16 protein-coding genes and 1 pseudogene are annotated in these 21043 nt (G+C 61.5%); 6 read left to right on the top strand and 11 right to left on the bottom strand.

What is annotated here, in order from left to right:
- The first annotated feature begins 1 nt into the window (after window position 1).
- Together AC3A4H_RS20765 and AC3A4H_RS20760 are read left to right on the top strand one after the other, a co-directional pair.
- Entirely contained in the window at window positions 2–1507 is a 1506-nt protein-coding gene (locus AC3A4H_RS20765) for a M81 family metallopeptidase (protein WP_487768407.1), read from the top strand.
- An 863-nt stretch (window positions 1508–2370) separates the two neighbouring features.
- A complete protein-coding gene (locus AC3A4H_RS20760; protein WP_487768406.1) occupies window positions 2371–3693 on the top strand; it encodes a glutamine synthetase family protein in 1323 nt (440 codons plus the stop codon).
- A 73-nt stretch (window positions 3694–3766) separates the two neighbouring features.
- Here the strand turns inward: AC3A4H_RS20760 and AC3A4H_RS20755 are convergent, their stop codons facing one another.
- The 8 genes from AC3A4H_RS20755 to AC3A4H_RS20720 form a co-directional block, all read right to left on the bottom strand.
- Window positions 3767–4444 (bottom strand): cysteine hydrolase family protein, encoded by a 678-nt coding sequence (locus AC3A4H_RS20755; RefSeq protein ID WP_487768405.1) that lies wholly within the window; start codon window positions 4442–4444, stop codon window positions 3767–3769.
- Window positions 4445–4495: 51 nt separating this feature from the next.
- Window positions 4496–5515: a branched-chain amino acid ABC transporter permease gene (locus tag AC3A4H_RS20750; RefSeq protein WP_487768404.1), complete on the bottom strand. Its 1020-nt coding sequence runs from the start codon at window positions 5513–5515 to the stop codon at window positions 4496–4498.
- A 14-nt stretch (window positions 5516–5529) separates the two neighbouring features.
- Window positions 5530–6420 carry a branched-chain amino acid ABC transporter permease gene (locus AC3A4H_RS20745; protein WP_487768403.1) on the bottom strand — a complete coding sequence of 297 codons (891 nt, stop codon included), beginning with the start codon at window positions 6418–6420 and terminating at the stop codon, window positions 5530–5532.
- 5 nt (window positions 6421–6425) lie between these two features.
- Entirely contained in the window at window positions 6426–7133 is a 708-nt protein-coding gene (locus AC3A4H_RS20740) for an ABC transporter ATP-binding protein (RefSeq protein ID WP_487768402.1), read from the bottom strand.
- Complete coding sequence (locus AC3A4H_RS20735) at window positions 7126–7872, bottom strand: ABC transporter ATP-binding protein (RefSeq protein ID WP_487768401.1); 747 nt, start codon at window positions 7870–7872, stop codon at window positions 7126–7128. Before AC3A4H_RS20735 ends, AC3A4H_RS20740 begins: the two co-directional genes overlap by 8 nt.
- A 215-nt stretch (window positions 7873–8087) precedes the next feature.
- The gene (locus AC3A4H_RS20730) at window positions 8088–9218 is read right to left on the bottom strand and encodes an ABC transporter substrate-binding protein (protein ID WP_487768495.1); all 1131 of its coding nucleotides are present in this window, start codon (window positions 9216–9218) and stop codon (window positions 8088–8090) included.
- A 163-nt stretch (window positions 9219–9381) separates the two neighbouring features.
- Window positions 9382–9993: a helix-turn-helix domain-containing protein gene (locus AC3A4H_RS20725; RefSeq protein ID WP_487768400.1), complete on the bottom strand. Its 612-nt coding sequence runs from the start codon at window positions 9991–9993 to the stop codon at window positions 9382–9384.
- A 211-nt stretch (window positions 9994–10204) separates the two neighbouring features.
- Entirely contained in the window at window positions 10205–10393 is a 189-nt protein-coding gene (locus AC3A4H_RS20720) for a hypothetical protein (RefSeq protein WP_487768399.1), read from the bottom strand.
- Between the two features lie 79 nt (window positions 10394–10472).
- On the opposite strand from AC3A4H_RS20720, the gene AC3A4H_RS20715 reads away from it, so the two are divergent.
- Together AC3A4H_RS20715 and AC3A4H_RS20710 are read left to right on the top strand one after the other, a co-directional pair.
- The gene (locus AC3A4H_RS20715; RefSeq protein WP_487768398.1) at window positions 10473–10787 is read left to right on the top strand and encodes a hypothetical protein; all 315 of its coding nucleotides are present in this window, start codon (window positions 10473–10475) and stop codon (window positions 10785–10787) included.
- Window positions 10775–11100, top strand: a pseudogene (locus tag AC3A4H_RS20710) (IS3 family transposase); the annotation flags it as partial. The gene AC3A4H_RS20715 and the pseudogene AC3A4H_RS20710, both read left to right, overlap by 13 nt.
- Before the next feature lie 62 nt (window positions 11101–11162).
- Here AC3A4H_RS20710 and AC3A4H_RS20705 read toward each other — a convergent pair.
- Window positions 11163–12452 (bottom strand): acyl-CoA dehydrogenase family protein, encoded by a 1290-nt coding sequence (locus AC3A4H_RS20705; protein WP_487768397.1) that lies wholly within the window; start codon window positions 12450–12452, stop codon window positions 11163–11165.
- Between the two features lie 1418 nt (window positions 12453–13870).
- Here AC3A4H_RS20705 and AC3A4H_RS20700 point away from each other — a divergent pair.
- Window positions 13871–14857 carry a hypothetical protein gene (locus AC3A4H_RS20700; protein WP_487768396.1) on the top strand — a complete coding sequence of 329 codons (987 nt, stop codon included), beginning with the start codon at window positions 13871–13873 and terminating at the stop codon, window positions 14855–14857.
- Window positions 14858–15173: 316 nt separating this feature from the next.
- Here the strand turns inward: AC3A4H_RS20700 and AC3A4H_RS20695 are convergent, their stop codons facing one another.
- Window positions 15174–15413, bottom strand: coding sequence for a hypothetical protein (locus AC3A4H_RS20695; RefSeq protein WP_487768395.1), 240 nt, complete (start codon window positions 15411–15413; stop codon window positions 15174–15176).
- A 514-nt stretch (window positions 15414–15927) separates the two neighbouring features.
- Here AC3A4H_RS20695 and AC3A4H_RS20690 point away from each other — a divergent pair.
- On the top strand, window positions 15928–17946 hold the full coding sequence (locus AC3A4H_RS20690; protein WP_487768394.1) for a S8 family peptidase: 2019 nt from the start codon (window positions 15928–15930) through the stop codon (window positions 17944–17946).
- A 667-nt stretch (window positions 17947–18613) separates the two neighbouring features.
- Here the strand turns inward: AC3A4H_RS20690 and AC3A4H_RS20685 are convergent.
- Window positions 18614–20992 (bottom strand): transketolase, encoded by a 2379-nt coding sequence (locus tag AC3A4H_RS20685; protein WP_487768393.1) that lies wholly within the window; start codon window positions 20990–20992, stop codon window positions 18614–18616.
- Window positions 20993–21043: the final 51 nt, after the last annotated feature.

Genomic DNA, 21043 nt, shown 5'->3' with positions numbered 1-21043 from the left:
GATGCCATTCCACGTCCTTACCGCCGCCTTCGTCCACGAAAGCAATACCTTCAAGAAGGGCGAGACCACACTTCAGGACTTCCGCGACGGTGTCCTCGATATCGGCCAGGCGGCCATCGACCGGTTCGGGGACGTAAATGACGAACTGGCGGGGTTCCTCGACGCGGGCCGAGAGGCCGGCTGGCGCGTGACCCACGCCGTTTCAGCCCATGCCACGCCGGGGGGGCGCGTATCGCGCGAAGCCTTCGACCACATCGCTGGGATCATCTGCGAGGCTGCCCGCACTCATCGCGCCACGCTCGATGGCGTGGCACTCAGCCTGCACGGCTCCATGGTGCCCACGTTCTGCGAGGACGGCGAGGGGGAGCTTCTTGCCCGCCTGCGTGCGATCCTAGGTGACGCACTTCCCATCGCCGTCACGCTGGACTTGCACGCCATGGTGACGCCCGCGATGGTGGAGCAGGCGCAGATATTTGTCAGCTACAAGACCTATCCGCATGTCGACATGCGCGAGACCGGCCGCCATGCCGGCCGGCTTCTCGATGCGGCGATGCGCGGGTCGGTCCGGCCGCGCACGCTGCGCGCCCACCGTCCGATGCTCGACGAGGCCAATGCCGGCCGCACCGATGTGCCGCAGACGGCGGCTCTCTACACCCGCGCCAGCGCCTTTGAGGCCGAACTGGGGATCCTCGCCGTCTCGATCAACGCCGGCTTTTCGGAAGCCGATATCGAGGAGATGGGTCCGACCGTTCTGGTGACGCATGACGAAGGCGCCGGCCCGCGCGCCGGCGAAATCGCCGAGGACCTCGCCCACGCCATCTGGGAGGGCCGTGGGCAGACCTCGAACGATTTTCTCAGCCCGACCGAGGCTGCCGCCATCGCCCGCGACTTCGATTCATCCCAGGGGCCTCTGGTGATCGCCGACTATGCCGACAACCCGGGCGCCGGCGCCTATGGGGATGCCACCGCGCTTCTCGCCGCTCTTCTGAAGGTTGGTGCCGCGGGAGGGGCCTTTGCGCCGATGATCGACCCGGCCGCCGCAGCGGAACTTCATCGGCACGCGGTCGGCGAGACCGTGACGTTGGCGATCGGCGGCAAGTGCGACCCGGCCTTCGGCGGCGGCCCGCTTACTTTAACGGGTGAGATCGTTCACCTGTCGGAGGGCACCTATACCGGCGACGGGCCGATCCTTGGCGGTATCACCCACAGCTTCGGCCAGACCGCCGTGTTTCGCGTGAAGGGGATCGATATCCTCATCGTCACCTTGCCGGGGCAGATGCTTGACCTCCAACAGGTGCGCACCTTCGGCATCGAGCCCTCGCGACTGCGCTTTCTGGTGGTGAAGTCGATGCAGCATTTCCGCGCCGCCTTCGAGCCGGTCGCAGGGCGGGTGATCGTCTGCGACACCGGAGCGCTCGCCACTCCGCAGGCGCACCTTCGACCCTATGTTCGCGTCCGCCGTCCGGTCTGGCCGCTGGACCGTGTCGGGTTTCCGCATGAACTGTGACAATCGTCCGCCGCCGGCTTCGTAGGCCAGAACCTCAGCGAGGGTTGGTGGTCCTGGTGCTCGGCTTGCAGGCTCAATTGTCCCGGATATCGACCCGAGGGTGGCACCGAATATCCAACCACGCCCTCCCGAGACAGGATGGGAACTGGTTGGGTCTATTGCGCCGATCTTTGGGGCGTTGGCGTCCTGAGCCAAAGAACTTCGCAATCCAGTAATGTCCGCTTCCGAGCGAAGGCAAAGTTTGCCTCAACGACCGACATCGGGCGCGTTGCTGACGGCAGCATCGGGCCGTTTCCGGAAAGTCCGGTTTGCAGATGATGGGACTGGAAGGCCGACATTCTGCCGCCGATCGCGGTTGCGAGAGACGACCAGTTGGTCGGAATGTCTAATAAGGCGCCCCCAACCATCGCGCCCCAGGCCAGGTTTGAAGCTGATCTGGGCCTCGCCCAACGCTCCGGGAATCCGCGATTGGATATCCTCCCATGCCCAACTGCTGCAGTTTACTAAGGTAAGTCGAGGTGCCTAACGCCATCGCATCGCGGTGCTACCCAAGACTAATGTGGCCATAGTGAACAGGACCACGGCGGCGCCAAAGAACAGTCCGTCATAACCAAAGCCTGAAACTGCCGGCGTGCTGAGCAAGGGGGAGACATGCGCCCCGAGTAGTCGGACGCGAGCTAATCCTGCATTCCCTCGTCGGGATCGGACTTTCGCATCCCTCGGTAGCAAGATACGCGGGACCCCGGGGCCTTACGACTGCGGGGTGTAAGGTATCCGCACTGCCCCTGCGTCGATTTTCCATGGGTGTTTCCGGATCGACATGCGGTATGTGCGGAACTGCACGGCTTGGTGGAGAATTTTACATGGCAGGCTTGCTCGAACCGCTCACAGGTGTGGTGACGACCGATCTGGCCGCGATCACCCGGGGGCGATTTGTTGCCGAAAGCAAGCTCGAGAAGATTGCCGCCACCGGGGTCGGCTGGATACAGACCAACCTGTCGCTGACGGCGTTCAGCGTTGGCGCGGAGCCCAACATCTGGGGTTCGGGCGGCGACCTGCGCCTCATTCCCGATTTCAATGCCCGCTTTCGCTGCAATGGAACGGGCAGCGAAACTCCCTTCGACATGATCATCGGCGACCTGGTGGAGATCGACGGCAGTCCCTGGGCTGCCTGCTCGCGCACCATTCTGAAAAGTGCGCAGGCGGCACTTGAGGCCGCGACGGGGCTTTCGCTCAAGGCGTCGTTCGAGCAGGAATTTTATCTCCTGGGGCAGGAGGGGACACTGGGGCACTCCCTGTCCTTTGCCGCGCTTCGGCAGGCCGACCCCCTCGCGCCGCGCCTGATGGCGGCATTGCAGGAGGCCGGGCTCAACCCCGAAGTCATTCTGGCGGAGGTTGGTCCGGGGCAGATCGAGGTCAGCACCTCGCCGGCCGATCCGGTTGCGGCGGCCGACCGGGCGATTGCGGTGCGCGAGATCACCCGCGAACTCGCGCGCAACTGTGGCCGGCAGGCGAGCTTTTCTCCAAAACCCTTCCTCGATCACGTCGGCAACGGCGTGCACATCCACTTCAGCCTGATGGATGGGACAGGAAGAGCCGTGACCTACGACGCCGAGGGCCCGGCGCATCTTTCGCCGCAGGCGGCAGCGTTCTGCGCCGGCATTCTGCATCATCTGCCGGCATTTCTGGCGTTCACCGCCTCCAGCGCGCCGTCCTATTATCGCCTGAAGCCTTACAGCTGGGCCTCATCCTACACCTGGCTTGCCCGGCAGGACCGCGAGGCGACCTTGCGGGTCTGCCCTATATTGAAAATGTCCGAGCGGGCCCCGGCCGACCAGCTCAACGTCGAATATCGCGCCGCAGACGCCTCGGCCAATCCATATCTGGCGCTGGCCGCCCTGATCTACGCCGGGCTCGAGGGGCTGAAGAACGGATACGAGCTTCCGCCGCTGACCGCCACCAATCCGGAGGAACTGTCGCCTGAGCAGCACGAGTTCCACCGCCTTTCCCGACTGCCGGTGAGTCTGGAGGACAGCCTGCAAACCCTGGAAGCCGACGAGACGGTGACCGGCTGGTTTGCAAAATCGCTGGTCGATTGCTTTCTGGCGGTCAAGCGCACGGAGCTGACAAGGCTCAAGGGTCTCGACCAGCAGGCGGTGAGCGAGCTCTATCGCAATCTCTATTGACCGCGTCGCGGCAGGAGACTGCCTCCATAGGAGAGCACAGGGCCGGGCGCTAACCGGCCCCGTGTTGGTCCACTTAGTTCGCCGGCTTCAGGAAGCCCAGCGTCTCTTCCAGCGAGGCGACATGGCAGTAGATCATGTTGATGATCTCCAGCTCATGGTCGTGCAGCTGCTTGGTGGCCGCGGCGCAGCAGTCTTCCACGACGACCACGTTGAAGCTCTCGTCCGCGAGGCTGCGCACCGTGGAGGAAATGCACTGGTCGGTGAAGATGCCGACGACGATGACGTTCTTGACGCCCATGTTCTGCAGGATCAGCCGCATGTTGGTGCCGGTGAGGGCGCTGTCGGTGGTCTTGCAGAAGACGATTTCGTCGTCCTTCGGCTCCAGTTCGGGCACGATCCGGGATTCTTCGGAATCCTTGGGCAGCAGCAGATAGTTCCAGCCCGGCTTCTTCTGGCTGAGCGAACGGTCGCGACCGTCATTCTTCATGCAGGCGATGCGGGCATACATGACCTCCACGCCCTGGGCGCGGCTGTCTTCAACCAGCCTGGCGATGTTGGGGATGACCACCTCGTTCATGCGTTCGCGGAAGGGTTCCCAGCGGTCGCGCTGTTCGGGGTCTTCGGACGGGACCAGGTAGATGCCCTGCACGTCGACGACGAGCAGCGCGGTTTCGGACGGGTCAAAGACGATATCGTCGGGTTCCGGGGCTCCCTGATAATAGAACGAGCGATAATTCGTCTTCCAGCTCATGGCAGTCTCCAAATAAACGAGGGATGAAATTGGTGCGGGCTCGGGCTGGTCTCAGCCGCGGCGCCGCCATTTCTGAACGATGGCGCCGAACTCCTCGGCGCCGATGATGCCGCTGGGGCGCAGCACGAGCACGATGATCATCGCCAGCGCCAGGACGATCTCGGTGAGACCGACCAGCTGCAACGGAAAGACTGACGAGCTGTTCAGGGCGTTCTCCGTGGCGCGCAGCGTCTCGAAGGCGAAAGTCACCAGGAACGTTCCCAGCACCGCGCCCGACACCGTGGCCGAGCCGCCGATGACCAGCATGCCCAGGATCACGAAGGTCTCCTTCAAATAGAACGCCGAGGGCTGGAAGGAGGTGATGAAATGCGCCCACAGGCCGCCGGCAAAGCCGGCCATCAGCGCGCTGAGCACGAAGCCGCGCCAACGCAGCAGCGACAGGTTGGCGCCCATGGCGCCTGCCGCCACCTCGTCGTCGCGCACAGCACGCAACAGAAGGCCGGTGCGCGATTCCTTGAACCACAGGGCCACGATCGCGGCGAGGATGGCGCCGCAGGCGGCCAGATAGACCGTGGTTGCCTTGGGCACGCCGAACAGGGTGCGCGGCCCGTTGGTGACCTCGCTCCAGTTGACCATGATGGTGTGCATGACGACCAGCAGGGCAAAGGAGGTGATAACGGCGGCGGCATCGGACAGCCGCATCAGCGGATAGGCCACCAATGCCGCAACCAGCATGGCGAAAAGCGCGCCTATGGCGATCGAGATATAGGGGCTGAGCAGGATCGGCTTGACCACCAGGTAGAGGTCCGGCAGCACCATTCCGCGCATCTGCAGGGGAATGGTGAACAGCGACGACGTGTATGCGCCAATCCCCATGAAGGCGATGTGGGCAAACGACAGGATGCCGGAATTGCCCATGAACGCCTGCAGACCCAGAACCAGGATCATATTGATCAGAAGCAGGGTCGCGATGCGTTCGAACACCGGAAAGCCGAGCGCAGCCGAGGCGAGCGCCAGCAGCACGACGGGCGTGATGACGGCGGCGAGGGTGATGAGCTTGCTGTTATTCATCGTCATTTTGCCTGTTAGGTCCGCTGTCCGGTCGCCGGTCCCTTGATCAGCCCATCGGGCCGCCACAGCAGGATCAGGATGACCAGGGAGAAGGTGAATGCATCGCGGAACTTCAACAGCTCGGGCGGGAGCGAATAGTTCAACGTGGTCACGATCAGCGACAGCAAGAACCCGCCCACGACAGCCCCCTGCAGGCTGCGCATGCCGCCGATGACGGTGGCGATGAAGGCGACCAGCAGCGGCTCGAGGCCGATGCCCGGAACAACCGAGCCGATGCGGCCGAGCCAGAACAGCGACACGACGCCAGCCAGCAGGCCGCTGATGGCGAAGGCCGAGGTTATGACCAGATTTGCGGGAATGCCGAGCATGCGGGCCATAGTGAATTTCGTCGCCGCCGCGCGCATCGCCAGACCCAGCACCGTCTTCTTCATGACGAAGGAGAACACTGTGAGCAACAGCGCCGCTGCCGCGATGGTCAAGATGTTGCGCAGCGGAATGATCGCCCCGCCGATCATGACGGTGTCGGAAAACACCGAAGGGAGCGGCACGGTGCGGGCGCGCGGCGAGATGAACAGAAGTGCTGCGTTCTGCAGCAGGGTGGAGAAGGCGAAGGAGGTGATGAGCACCGCCGTCACCGATTTCGAGCGCACAGGCCGGAAGGCGACGTATTCGGTGGCGATGCCGGTCAGCACCGCCATCAGAATGGCCACCATCGCCATGGCCAGCCACGGGAATGGCGAGCCGCCGAGCAGGAAAAGCGTGTAGCCGGCTACCATGATCAGCTCGCCATAGGCGAAGTTGACCAGCTTGAGGATGCCGTAGACGATGACCAGCCCCAGCGCCATCAGGGCATAGAGGCTGCCGAGGCTGAGCACGTCGATCAGGAATTGTATGTAGATGCCCATCGGCCTCAGCTCCCCAGATAAATCGACTTGAGGTCGGACCGCTCGGCGATTTCGGCGGCGGTGCCTTCGGCCGCAACCCGCCCCAGCGAGAGCACGTAATTGCGGTCGCTGATCTTCATTGCCTTCGTCGCGTTCTGTTCGACCAGCAGAATAGTGACGCCCGACTGGCGCAGGGCCCCGATCATCTCGAAGATCTTGTCGACGATGACCGGCGCGAGCCCGAGCGACGGCTCGTCAAGGAGCAGCAGGCTCGGGTTGGACATCATTGCCCGCGCGATCACCAATTGCTGCTGCTGTCCGCCCGACAGGGTTCCGGCCGGCTGCTTCACGCGCTCGGCGAGCAGCGGAAACAGCTCGAACATCTGCTGGCGCGTGGCCTCCACCTCGCGGGTCTTCCAGCGGCGGCTGAAGGCGCCGAGCTGCAGGTTTTCATCGACCGTGAGGTCGGGGAAGACGTCCCGTGTTTCGGGCACCATGGCAACGCCACGCCGCACGAGTTGTTCGGGCGACAGGCTGGAGATGTCCTCGCCATTGAGGCGGATCGTGCCGCGCACGGGCTTGAGCACGCCGGCGATCGACTTCAGCGTCGATGATTTTCCCGCGCCGTTCGCGCCCAGCAGCGTGACGAGCTCGCCCTTTTGGACCTTGAGGCTGACGTCGCGCACCGCCTTGACCGCGCCGTAGCGCAGTTCGATTCCGTCGATCTCAAGCATGGCTTTCCGCCTCCAATGCGTCGGCTCCGAGATAGGCCTCGATGACCGCCGGCAGGCGACGCACCTCGTCAACCCCGCCTTCGCCTATGGTCTTGCCCTGGGCGATGGCCTGCAGGCGGTGGCACAGCCGCATGATGAGCGGCATGTCGTGGTCGATGATGACGATGCCCAGGTCGCGCTCTTTCGGCAGCCGGGCGAGAATCTGCATCAGCGTTTCGGATTCCTCCTCGTTCATGCCGGCCGCCGGCTCGTCGAGCAGCAGGTATTTGGGCTCGGCGGCAAGCGCGCGGGCGATCTCCACCCGGCGCTCGTCGCCATAGTTGAGCGAGCCGGCAAGCTCGGAGCGATAGGCGGTGAGGGAGAATTCCTCCAGAAGCCGGTCTACCACGGGGCGCGACGCGCGACGGGAGAGACCCTTGGCGATGGCCGCAACTTCGATGTTCTCGCCTACCGTCAGATTTGAAAACAGGCGAACGGTCTGGAACGAGCGCATGATGCCGCGCAATGCCCTCTGGCGGGGCAGCAGCAGGCTGATGTCCTCGTCATCGCAAGAGACCGATCCGGATACAGGCTTCACCTGTCCCGTCAAAGCGTTGATCAAGGTGGTCTTTCCCGATCCGTTGGGACCGATCAGGCCAAGAATTTCACCCCGGTTCAATGTCAGGCTGACATTGTCCAGGGCGCGCAGGCCGGAAAATTCCACGACTATTGAATTCGCCCGAAGGCTTGGTTTCGCCATGCTGTCTTACCGAATTCGAGAAAACAGGCCCCCGGAGTCACGTGGCTCGGGGGCCGTGGCGGAGCTGGTATGAGGGGTGCCGGATAGGGCAACCTGCTTCGCCGAGAAACGGCAGACGCGCCGCGGCGGCAAGCCGACGCACGCTGCCGTGATGCGGATGCGGGGCACGTGCCACCGCATCCGCCTGCCTCTTTCTGCGGAGGCAGGTGCTGCAATCAAGGAGCCGGCTGGCTCTCGGCCTGGCGCCATCCCAGGAAGGAAGGCTTGCCGCCATTGATGGCGATGACCGCCGCCGACTTGTTAGGCTGGTGGCCGAGTTCGGCAGAGGTGTAGGACAGCTTTCCGGTCAGCAGGTCGAACTCGTTTTCCTCGAGCGCCTTGGCAACGGCCGCGCCGTCGGTCGAGCCGGCGATCTTGACCGCCTGCGCCATCAGCATGACCGTGTCCCAGCCGGTGGCGACGAAGGAGGTGTCCGGCTCGGCGCCGTACTGGGCCTTGTAGAGCTCGATGAACTTCGGCATGTCCGGGTGCGCCTCGGGGCCCATCCAGGTGTGGCCGACGAAATAGATCTCGTTGCCGAAGCGTTCGCCGAGCGCCTCGAACAGGCCCGGATCGTCATAGGAATCGCCGCCCATGATCGGGGTGGTGATGCCCACTTCGCGGATGGCGCGGATGATGGTGCCGAGGTCGGGCATGTAAGACGAAATGAAGATGACGTCCGGCTTTTCCGGCAGCGCCTGCAGGCGGGCGAGCTGTGCGGAGAAGTCCTGCGCGCCCTGCGTGTAGGCGTCCTCGAGCACGACCTCGCCGCCCAGATCCTTGAAGTGCTGGGTGAAGTACTTGCTCAGGCTCTTGGTGTAGGCGATGAACTGGTCGGTGACGACATAGGCCTTCTTCCAGCCGCGTTCCTTGAAGGCGTATTCGGCCGCCGTGGCACCCATCGCCGTATTCCACATCGACAGCGTGAACTGCTTGTCGCCGAGCGACCAGGAGCTGTAGAGCGGGTCGGAAGCGCAAGTGGAGATGCCGACGATGTTGGCGCTCTGCGCCTCGCGGCTGGCTGGGCCGCCGAAGTCGAAGTCGCACGGGGCGATGATGAGCTGCGCGCCCTGGTCGATGACGTTGATGGCGTTGTTGCCGACCGTGACCGGGTCGCTCTTGCCGTCGATGTTGATGAGCTTGATCTGCTTGCCGAGCAGCCCGCCCTCTTCATTCAGCTTCTTGACGGCAACTTCCGCGCCCTTGAGGCCCGCTTCGTCGAGCGGCGCCTGCACGCCCGTCAGGCTCAGTGCGCCGCCGATGATGATCTCGTCGGCCGAAGCCTTGCCCACCAGGCTCGTTGCCATGGCGAGCGCAAAGGCAAGCGCCGATACTCCCCCGTTCAATCTCACGTCATTTCCTCCCTCAATCAAACTGGCTGCAAAGGCTTCAACGCATTGAAATCCTCGGAGAAAGGCTATGGAGCAACCCCAAAATTGTCAATAATGAAAATTTTCACTTGTGAGAAATTTAGCTTCGAATGCTATCGTCCGCCCGCGTCGAAACGAAAATGATCTCGGCGGGTTCGTCGCTTGTGCAGACATAGGCGTGAGCAACGCCAGAATCGAAACAGGCACTGTCGCCCTGTTCCAAGCGCAAGGGCTCGCGGCCCTCGTAGTGGAGGTCGATTGAGCCGGAAAGGACGGTCACCACTTCCTCGCCCTTGTGGTTGCTCCAGTCGAGGCGGTCGGGCACTTTCTTTGTGTGGATGATCATGATGCTCGGGTTGAGCCTGCCATGAGTTCGGGTAGCCTGCGGGTAGTAATCGTAAAGAACGGTGCAGTGCGGTTCTATCTGGGAGCGTCGCTGGAATACGAGCTCTTCTTCCTGTGGCTCGTCGTGGCGCATGATGTCTGTTACAAGTATTCCAAGGCCGCGGGCAATTTTGTAGATAGTCTGGAAGCCGCCTGAGACTTTTCCTGTCTCGATCTTGCTTATTGTGGCAAATGATACGCCAGACTTCTTGCTAAGTTCTACGAGAGTAATATTCTGATCAAGCCGTTTTTGTCTGAGTCGCGTGCCGATGCTCGCGGGTGACTTGGAGGAACGGTCTGCGTTCTGGGGCATGAGAACTTTTTCCATGCCAAATCAGTTAAAAGCTTTACTGCGCTTGTCAAGCCGATGGGCATTCGGATCGCTGCACATTCGGTGATCTGACCGGGCTTCGGCACATGCCCAAACAGGCGGAGCGGTGAGGCGGCCATCCCGATCAAGAAAACCGGCGCGAGGGTGGCTGCCACCCGTCGCGCCGGAAAGACGATGGGGCGATGGCCCCATGATCCTTTGAATCGGCCTACACGTTCTTCACTGCCAGGAACATCAGCGCATAGGCCGCCTTGCGCCTGTCCCATCCGGCGGCCTCTGCCTTGTCGAGCAGTTGCAGAAGCACCGGTTCCAGCACCTGCTTGCATTCGGTCTCATATGCAAATTGGGTCGGCGGATGGCGCGGCGCGATCCCCGCGAAAGTTTCCGTATTCGTCATGAAAGCACCTAGAAGTCTTCCGCACCGGCTCCGTTGGCAAGGGGTTCTTTGAGCACTGCCGTTGCTGGTTGGTGCGGCCATGTATCCGATCTGGGTTCTCCTGATCCGGCGGTATCAACCGGCTTGGTGCATCAGCTCCTGTCCGCCCTTTCCAACCTCGTCGGCGTTTCCTCGCCTTGTCCATGCGATGACCGGCTCCCTGCGGCGCTCGCCGCTGGTCATCAATGCCCAGACCATCCGGGCAGTCTTGTTGGCGAGTTCAGATGCGAATTTTTACAACTGGAAAGCCAAAGATGACGGCATGGAAGACTCTGAGAAGGCACTCAAGGTAGAAACTGACAAGCTGAAGAAACTGCTCGCCGAACCGATGCTGGACCCAGCCGCACTTCCATGATCGTCTCTGACCAAGGAACAGAGTTCACCTCGAATGCAATCCTTGCCTGGTCGAAGACCACAGGTCGAACGGCACTACACTGTTCGACGAAAGGCTGTTCTTCGGCCTCAATCATGCCCGAAGCGCCATTGCCGAGTTGGCAGGCGATTACAACCATTCCGACTCGGATACCAGATCCGGCAAACCACGCCGAGGCCATCGCCGCAACCGGCTCCAACGCTGCGCAAGATGAAAGCTTCGCGTTGCGCCGGTTGCTCACACCGCGCCCATGGGCGTATTCAAAACCGTTGAGGCTCTCATCGCAGCCGGATGAACGTGGCAGATCAATCCGGCTACATAAACTGTCGCCAATTCTGTGTCAGCGAGAGTAGAGTTTTACCATCCTTCCATCGATTTCTTGAACTTGACGGGCTCGCAGTCTCTGAAAGCATTGGTGGGGAAATCCGGGTCCGCCATGACTCCCCAGATTTTTCGACGCTGCATCCCCATCGTTCCCGCGTCGTATATCGGGAAAACGGCAGCTTCGCGCAAATATCTCTCCAGAGGGTACTCCTTGTTCAGCGAGTTCACTCCAGCGATTTGCATGCATTTGTAGACAGTATCGAAAAGCAGTTCGCAGGAAAATACCTTGGCCATGGCGCCGAAGGCCTGCCCCTCTGACTGATACATGTCGAGATAATGCGCCGCCTTCCAACAGAGATAGCGACTGGCTTCGATCCGCATGGCTATATCGCCCAGCGCGTAACCGACATTCTGATGGTGCATGATGGGCTTGTCGCCGGCAGCAGTATACGTTTTTGACCACTCCATGGTCCATTCATATGCCGCGCGCGCCACCCCCACTGCGGCAATGCCGGCAACTGGGCCGGACCATGTGAATGCCTTTGAGATGATCAGGTCGCCATCGCCGACCGCAAACACGTTTTCCTCAGGAACCCGGCAGTTATCGCACTCGATCCAGTTGTTCTGATTGGTTCTGTGGCCAAACTTGTCAATTGGTGCCTTGAAGGTCATGCCTGGTGTGCCCCGCGGCACCAGTATGGCGCTCAAGCCCTCCTTGCCACCCTTGTGGCGATCCGTCCGCACGATGAACATGTTGACGTTCGCCCCCTTGAGATCCCAACCTCCCGAACTGCTCGGCCAGTACTTCGACCCACTGAGGACATATTCGCCCCTCCCCTTGTCATGCTCTGCAGTCATCTGCATGCCTGAGGGATATGCGCCAGGGTGATCAAAGTTCGCCGTACCCGCCGACTCGCTCACATTGTATCCGGCAATATATTCGCCCGTCTGATCGCTTGTGGCCTCGAACAACCACTTCCTTCTTTGTTCTTCCGAGCCGTACCAGACCAATGGCAGCAGCGCGAGCCCGTTGACGAGCAGAATACACCCGAAGCCCGGGTCCACCGCGCAAATTTCCTCAGCAACAATCTGGAGGTCGACATTGCTGATACCCGCGCCGCCATATTCCTTCGGAATGAACCCGAAAGTGAGGCCAAGTTTATGCGCCTCTCTATATACAGGCTTCATCATGGAGAAGGCTTTTTGCGGGTCACGTTCTGCATCTGCCTCTATGGCAACGGGCTTGAGAATATCTTGGGCAAACTCGCGTGCCGTCTTCCTGATAGCGCTTTGTTCACTGGTCAACGTGAAGTCGATTGCCATATCTTTCCTCCATCAGATCAGTGCCCTCAGCCGTACCGTGATCGTCCTCCTTACGGTCGTATTGGAATAGCGAGTGAAATAGTGGCGCTACATACCCAATAATGGTCAATGAACTGCGCCCCCCAATTCGACGGGACAGTTGGCATAAGCAGAAATGCTTAGAGCAGCTTGAGTGTAGACCTATGTCCGATGAGTATGGACTCATCGAAGTGTCCACCGGCGATGTCGAGGGAAAAGCTGCAGATCATCAAAGAAAGGTTTGGGGCGAGAGCATTTCTTCGACCGCCGGCGTCATGGAGTTGCGCCAACCTTCTCTATCGCATGCACAGGAGATCGACAGTTGTCGGACGATCCAGATCGGCCTCGGAGCCTAACGCGCCATCAGAATTCCAGCACGGTGGTCGAATGCTGATCGAGGAAGAAGCGGATCACCCAGACCTGCCGTGGTTCAATGGCCATCCAGCCCAGCGAATCCGCCAACTACTTCGAGGACGCTGGATACGCTTCCGTCAAAACCTGAAAGGCTCTAGCTCTGCCCCTTCCGATTCAATAGTATCGCAGCGACAGCGGGAGCCCGGACATGTCGCCCAACGTGCAATCGCAACTTCGCTCATTTAGGTCCGCGTTTGCGTCGGCAGGTTTCGCCCTATGTGCTGCAGTGAGTGTTTATGTCTTGCCAGCCTTGGATGGGGTTTTGCCCGGGGGAGCAATCATTTGGCAGGTAGTGGCGCTTGTGACTGCGTTTTTGGGGGCGACTTGGGCTTGGCGGCGACTTCCCAATGAATCGTTATGGTCGCGGGCTTTGGTCGTCCGCTTCATTGTTGCGGCGGCGCTATTGATAGCGCTGCTTTGGCTCATAGGCGTGGGGATTCTCTGGCTGGTGTGGCCGCGCTAACCATAGACCCACCTTGTCACCTCTCATCCCGTTTACCGCTCCCGCCAGAGCCGCGCCGACAACGACTTCAGCGGCAGTAGCTGTAGATTATCGGCACTGGTTATCACTCCGCATCTATGTCCGGCATCGGCGCTGATGGCCCCGGCCCGAGGCCCTCGTGAAAGCTCACATCAGTCGGAGAACCTCGTAAAGCTCCCTGGCGCAGCACCATCGTGCTGGACATGCACGGCGTACGCGACGTGTGCTTCTACAAACTGGGAGTGGCTCTTCCCAGGTGGAGGTGAGAGGAACCACGGTTTGGAACCGCAACCAGCAGTGTCAGGTAGCACGTCCAGACGTCACCTTGCGCTGCACCGACATTAAAACAAACCTGAAAGAATAATTTATCGGATCGGTGAGGTTCTGCGCGCTAACATCAGCGTCCAACGAATCGGAGGCCCCCATGTCTTCTCCAATGCGAGCAGCCGTTGCAAAAACCCCATTTGCGCGTGCATCCGTCGTTCTTGGATGCGCAACAGCCCTCATGCTTCTGCCGGTCCTGACTGGAAGCATCGGGTCGTCCCACGATGTCTTGTCACACCAGGCCCATGCCAAGGGCGAAGGCGGAGGAAAGGGTGGCGGCAACGGTGGTGGAAACGGCGGCGGCAAGGGAGGCGGCAACGCTGGAAGCAACGGCGCCGGCAAAGGTGGCGGTCAAGGAGCCGGTGCCGGGAAAGCTGGCGAGCGCGGCAACGCGAAGGGCCCGGGGGGCCAACTCGGTGGCAGCGCCAGTGCTTCGCCGGCCAAGGGCAAGGGCGCGGTGAAGTCGCAACCGGCAGCAGTGTCGGCCAAGGACAGCGGTCGCAAAACCAACAAAGCTTCGGCTGCCAAGGCGAAGGAGAAGAACCTGCACGCCAAGCTCGGTGGCCTCAATTCCCTGAAGCGGAACGTCAACGCCTTCATCAACGCGAATGACCCGAAATTCGCGGCTATCCGATCCTATGTGATGGCATCTGCCAATTATGACCTGACGCAGGCTGAACTCGCGAGCGCCACTGCGGCGTTGGCTGCAGCGGATGCGAAATTCGCTGAGTCGGTCGGCGCGATCGAACCGTATGATGACTTTTCCTATACCGCCGACCTGACGACCGCGGATCTGGAGGCGCGCCTTGGCGATCTCGAGGCGATCGATCCCTCCACGCTGGATGCCGACGCGGCTGCAGCCCTCGCGGCGGAAATCGATGCCCTTAACTCCGCCCTTGATAACGCTGCGGCGGTCAGCGAGGCGGAAAAGCAAGTCGCCGATCTCGAAGCCAAGCAAGCAGAGCAGATGGAGGCCATCACGGACGAGGCGCTCACGGCGGCGCTGCAGGCGGGCGCGAATCCGAACCGGGTGGTCGATCAAGAGATGGTGGACTGGGCAAAGGATGTGCTGGGCGTGGGAGAGGCCTACGGCAAAATCGATCAGGTCCGCGAGGCGCTCCAAACGCAGACCGCCGAACTCACCGATCCCAGCAACGGTGCCGAATAGCTGTATTCATGACTATGGGTGGCCACCGTCTTTCTCGTCCGCCCGAGATCGGAGATCTGATCACAAGGCCGGACCCCTGGGGTGGGCAGTTTTTCTGCTTTCGCGGTGATTGACCTTATGGGCTGAATTGGCGGTCTAACGCATTTGCGGTCGCGCAAAACCCTTTTCTTCCAGCGCCATTCCATGGTCCTGACACAGCAGCGATGTATCGAATAAGCATCTATCACCGCCGTGCTGCGTTGATCGTTAACCGACCACCGGAGCGGCGAGCCGCCCCGGTGGTGGCGAGTGCTGGCGACCAAGCTATGTGGCACTGCTACTGACGAGCACCGAGCAATGCGTTTATCTTGCCGATTTCGTCGCCCATCAGCGCGGCTCTTCCAAAATCAGCCGCCAGCCGGGTTTCCGCGTCGTCCAGCGCCTGCTCCCGCGCGACCGGATCCTCGATCGCCAGCGCCGCCTGCCCATCGCTGCGGCGGAGATCCCCGACCAACAGATTTGCTGTCGGTGATGTCCGCTTCTGGGGAGTGGCAAAAACGTCACCGACGGCCGACATGGTGCGCGTTGCGGACTAGGCAAAGTTTGCCCGAAGGGGCCGAAATTTGCTGGTCCGCTTTCAGCGGTCCGAGCCGCGACCCAATCTCATCGAATTCCTCTTGCCAACCAGTATCGCCGGACTACCAGACCCGATGCCGCCGCCCCGTCAAGGCAAACCCTGACCAAAGCGTTTGCGCGCGTCCAACCGGTCGAGGCGGGCCTCCCAGATGCCCCGCTGTTCATCGAGCTATGTCCGCACTGAAGCGCTTCATCAACAGTCGCTGTATTCATCGTGCGCTGCATTCAAGCGTCATCCGAGGCGCACTCTCAACTTCGCGGGCATGACGCTTCTTTTGAGCTCTCTCAAATGCGATCAGCCTGCGGGATTGCTGCCATCTGGCCAAAGAGGTAAGGGCGGGCTGGAGCTATTTGGGTTTAGGGGGACGTGACAGGTGGCAGTGGTCTCTACATCTTGTGCTCGCTCGTATCAGCACACTTACCATCATCTTGTATTCTCGCGAGAACACTGACCGATGCACGCAAATGCTTTTCCCGCGCGCCGCCTGCTGCTGCTCGCAGTAACCACGTTGGTGTCCAGCAAGGCCGCTCTGGCGTCGGACGGACCGGCGCTGTGGGGCCTCGAAATGGTGGGGCGAAACTATGCCCTTGAGAAGGGATACAGCGGCGCGGGGGTAAAGGTCGGCGTCATGGACGAAGCGGCGCGCAATACCCATCAGGAGTTTGCCGACCGATGGATGGGGGGCTTCAATGTCGATGGCTCGCCCTATGGCCCGATTGCTCCGCACGGTACCCACGTATCCGGAACGATCGCGGGAGAGCATGTCGGCGTGGCACCCGGCAGTCTGCTATATGGCATCAACTGGTCCGTCCTTAATGGCGATACCGGTTATGCCAACGGTTACCGGTGGGGCCTTGCGCAGGGTATTCGCCTCTTCAGCAATTCTTGGGGGTTAGAAATCATCGATCCTGATACCGGGATTAAAAGAAGTATCACGGTCAACGACATCTCACGCACACAACTCGAGAGCGGCGTGCCGCAAACGCTCAGCGCATTGGTTGATTCAGCCGCCGCTGGAAGTGTCCAGGTCTTCGCGACCGGGAACGATGCAATGATTCAGCCAGGTATTTTGGCAAGCCTGCCATACTACTACCCCGAACTGCAGCCGCACTGGATCGCCGTGACGGCTGTCGGACCGACAGGCGTTCTGGCCAGCTACGCCAACATGTGCGGTGTCGCCGCGGCCTGGTGCATCGCGGCCCCCGGGGGAGACGGCTTGGGCGACGACGGGATTTGGTCGGCGGGGCCGAACAGCGACGACTATTACGTGTCGATGAATGGAACATCGATGGCAACGCCGCATGTCACCGGCGCGATGGCCATCGCCGCGCAGATGTTTCCAGATGCCGCCTATTCGCAGCTGGCTCAACTGGTGCTGCAGACGGCCACAGACATTGGCGAGCAGGGCATAGACCCCGTTTATGGTTGGGGCCTGCTCAATCTTCGCAACATTGTCGATACCGTCGAGCCGGCCACCGGCGACATCTTCGCCGGCGCGGCCTGGTCGCGGTTCACAGCAATGGATCGTGTCACTCAGGTCATGAGAAGCCGGCTCCAGGCGCCGATTGCCTACGCCATCAACGCAACATCGACCATTGCGTCCTCCGACGCGGGACGCACGCCAGCGGGACCGAGCGCCTGGCTGACGCCCGTCTATGGAACTGCATCTCTGGCAGCAAGCGCCTCGTCTTCGGCGTATAGCAGCGAAACTGCCGGCCTTGTCGGGGGCATCGATCTCATCGCCGATACGGAACTGCAGTTCGGCATCGTCGGTGGCTTCACGCACGCCCGGCTGACCACCACTGGCAAGGACAACTCCGCAACGGCCACCAATGTTCACCTTGGCGCCTATGGCAGGTGGGCCGCCGGTGGCTGGTTCGCTGACGGAACCGCGCAATTTGCACACTTCGACCAGTCGATCGTCCGCCGTTCGATTTCCGGAGCAACGGGCACCAGCCTGGCGCCGACCGGCGGGTCGAATGTCACCGGTCTCGGAACGGAGGTCGGCTTGCGTGCTGGTCACCGCTTCGAGTTGGACGACCTAGGATCCCTTTCTCCCTATGCATCGATTACGACGCGATGGCAGCATGCAAATGCGGCAAACGAAACCGGCGCCGGAATATTTTCCTTGACCGTGCCGTCGGCCGAATACGCGCAGATCGAGGCCGGTCCGGGCGTTCGCATCGAGTCCACGCCGATTGCGTTGACGCATCACACGCTTCGACTGGCGGGAGATATTTCCTACACCCGGCTGGCGGGCGACAGGAACCTCCATGTTCCCGTCGAACTTCTCGGACGCACGTTGGACGCCCGTACTGGCGCCCTTGGCGGCGATGTCCTACGCCTGGCCGCAGACGTCAATCTGACTTCCGCAAGCTCCACCGGGATGAATTGGTTTGCCGCCTATGATGGCGCATTCCAGAAACGCGCGTCGTTGCACACGGTGACATTGGGCGCCCGCATGCGGTTTTGAATAGTCCCTCAGCGACTCCGTTTACGCGCAGCCTGTTCTGCCGGGTAGAACGGCTGGGCGCCCTTCAAGCAGGGGGCCTTGGCTAACATGCGCTCAAGATGTGTGCGGGCGGTGATCCTGCAGCCTTCATGGCGCAAACTTTTAGTCACGACAATTCGTTGAATGTCCGCTTTCAGGCGAAGGCACCGTTTGCCTCCACGTCCAACATCGGGCGCATTGCTGCCGTTCACATCGCCAGCCAGACACAACTCGCCGGACAACTCCTACTGTCTATCGAGCCCCGACCTGAACGATCAGCTTTCTCGTGGGCTTTCTCATTCAGCACGCAGCCGTCCCTCTTGCGGACGGACGGGTGGAGACTTCGACGGTTGCCAGGACCTAGGCGGGATGGCTGGATTAGCGCGGCAGGCTGCTCTGCCTTGCAGTCACCCGGTCCGGCTTGCCCGCGTGGACAAAGACCGCGGCTTCATGGGCATCCCATCACGAATGCTTTGTGGACTGCTCCCCATTTACTGGCGGCGCCAGGCTTTCCCCTCTCCTCAATCATGGGCGGCGCTTATGGGGCATTGTCATTCACCCCGGCCCGTAATGGACGAGGCGTTGGGTATCGAACGCACTGTCCTCATCGGCCACAGCGCAGGGGATGTGTCGTTCAAGGACTCGTCCTCTAAAGAAATGTCTCGCGGATTCGTCGGCCGGATGTCAGGCTTGAGGCGATCCTGACGATGCTGTCCGAATCCAGCCCGTAGTGGCGGTAGAGGTCGGCGATGGTGCCGGTCTGGCCGAAATGCTCGACGCCCAGCGGCACCGTCCGGTGGCCTGCGACGCCGCCGAGCCAACCCAGCGTCGCCGGATGTCCGTCGGTGACGGTAATGATCGTGCAATGCCGCGGCAACTCACCGAGCAGCTTGTCGATGTGGCTTGTTGCACCCATATGGCCCCGCCGCCGGGCGCGCTGCGCAGCCGTCCAGCCCGCATTCAGGCGATCGGCGGACGTCAGCGCCAGGACACCGATATCGCGCCGGCCGTCGCCAAGGCGACCCGCGGCTTCAATCACCTCTGGCGCGACGACGCCCTGATAGGCGAGCACGATCTCGGCGTTCGGACCGGGCTCCCGCAGCCAGTATGCCCCATCGATGACGCCCTGCCGGAACGGCTTGTCGTCGCGCCGGAGCGGCTGCTCCAGCGGACGGGTGGTCAGACGCAGATAGACTGAGCCGCCGGTTTCATCGCGCAGCCATGTGCGCTCGTCCGGGTCGCCCTCGCCGTCTCGCTGCATGTAGTCGAAAGCCCAATCCATGATGATGGAGAGTTCGTCCACGAAGGCCGGCTCGAAGCTGGCAAGCCCGTCCTGGCTCATGCCGATCAGTTGCGAACCGATCGACTGATGCGCTCCGCCCTCGGGCGCCAAGGTGATGCCGGAAGGGGTTCCGACGATCATGAAACGGGCCTCCTGATAGCAGGCATAGTTCAACGCATCGAGGCCGCGCGCCACAAACGGGTCATACACGGTGCCGATCGGCAGCACCCGCGCGCCAAATAACGAGTGCGAAAGACCGGCCGCACCCAGCAGCAGGAACAGGTTCATCTCGGCGATGCCCAGTTCGATGTGCTGCCCGTCGGGCGAGAACATCCATTTCTGTGCCGAAGGCACACGTTCGTCGCGGAAAGTATCGGCCAGCGTGTCGCGCGCGAACAGGCCGCGCCGGTTGACCCAGGGACCGAGATTCGTCGACACTGTGACGTCCGGCGCCGTGGTGACGATGCGCTCCGCGACGGCGCCGCCTTGCTTGGCGAGCACGTCCAGGATCTTGCCGAAACCCGCCTGGGTGGAGAGGACACGATCCTCAATCAGGATTGGCCCGTCCGTCCGCACCTTCTCGGCCCTGAAGCGGCGTCGCCCATTCTCGAAGAATGGAACCGCAGTCAAGAAATCGCGCAGGATGCTCGGATCACCGATCGTCGCGAAGGGATCCCATTCCTTGCCGGTCGGCACACCCATTGCCTTCTGGAATTCGGCCATCTGAGCGCTCGTCATCAGGCCCGCATGGTTATCCTTGTGGCCGGCCAGGGGAGTGCTCCATCCCTTGATCGTGTAGGCGAGGAAAACGGTCGGGCGATCGTGATCGATCGCGTCGAAAGCATCGGCCAGGCTTTCCACGCAATGGCCGCCGAGATCGTTCATCAGTTCCGACAGTTCCTCGTCGGTGCGTCGCGCCAACAGCGCGCTAACTTCGCCCTGGTCACCGATATCGTCCATCAGCCGGCTGCGCCAAGCCGCGCCTCCTTGGAACGTCAGTGCCGAATAGAGTTGGTTGGGGCAACGGTCTATCCACTCGCTCAGCTTGTCGCCGCCGGGTTCGGCAAAGGCGGCGCGCTGCAGAGCGCCGTGCTTCAAAACGACGACATCCCAGCCGAAGGCACGGAAGACTGCTTCGATACGCTGCCACAGGCCTTCGCGGACGATGCCGTCGAGGCTCTGTCGATTGTAATCGATCACCCACCAGGTGTTGCGCAGATTGTGCTTCCAGCCTTCCTGCAGGCATTCATAGATGTTGCCTTCGTCGAGTTCGGCATCCCCGACCAGCGCTACCATGCGGCCGAGGTCGATGTTTCCGGCCCAACGCTTGGCCGCCAGATAGTCCTGCATGATCGAGGCGAATGCCGTGATTGCGCCCCCGAGGCCGACCGAGCCGGTCGAGAAATCGACATCATCGGTGTCCTTGGTCCGGCTCGGATATGACTGAGCGCCGCCGTAGCCGCGGAAGTTCTCTAGCTTCTCGCGCGACTGGTTGCCCATCAGGTACTGGATGGCGTGGAACACGGGCGAGGCGTGGGGCTTCACCGCGACGCGGTCGCGCGAGCGAAGTGCTTGGAAATAAAGAGCTGTCATGATCGAAACCATCGAAGCTGACGAAGCCTGATGCCCGCCGACCTTCACCTCGCCCTTTTCGCGGACGTTGTTGGCGTTGTGGATCGTCCAGCAGGCCAGCCAGAGGATCTGCCTTTCGATCGCCTTCAAGTGCCTGACGCGTTCCGTTTCCATGGCTTCCCCTCAGCTCCTCCCGGGCGCTTGCCCGTCAACTTTCTGCCTTTT

This window comes from Pseudaminobacter sp. Soil_N_29 (assembly GCF_057656055.1).
This window is presented reverse-complemented; position numbering and strand designations above follow the sequence as displayed.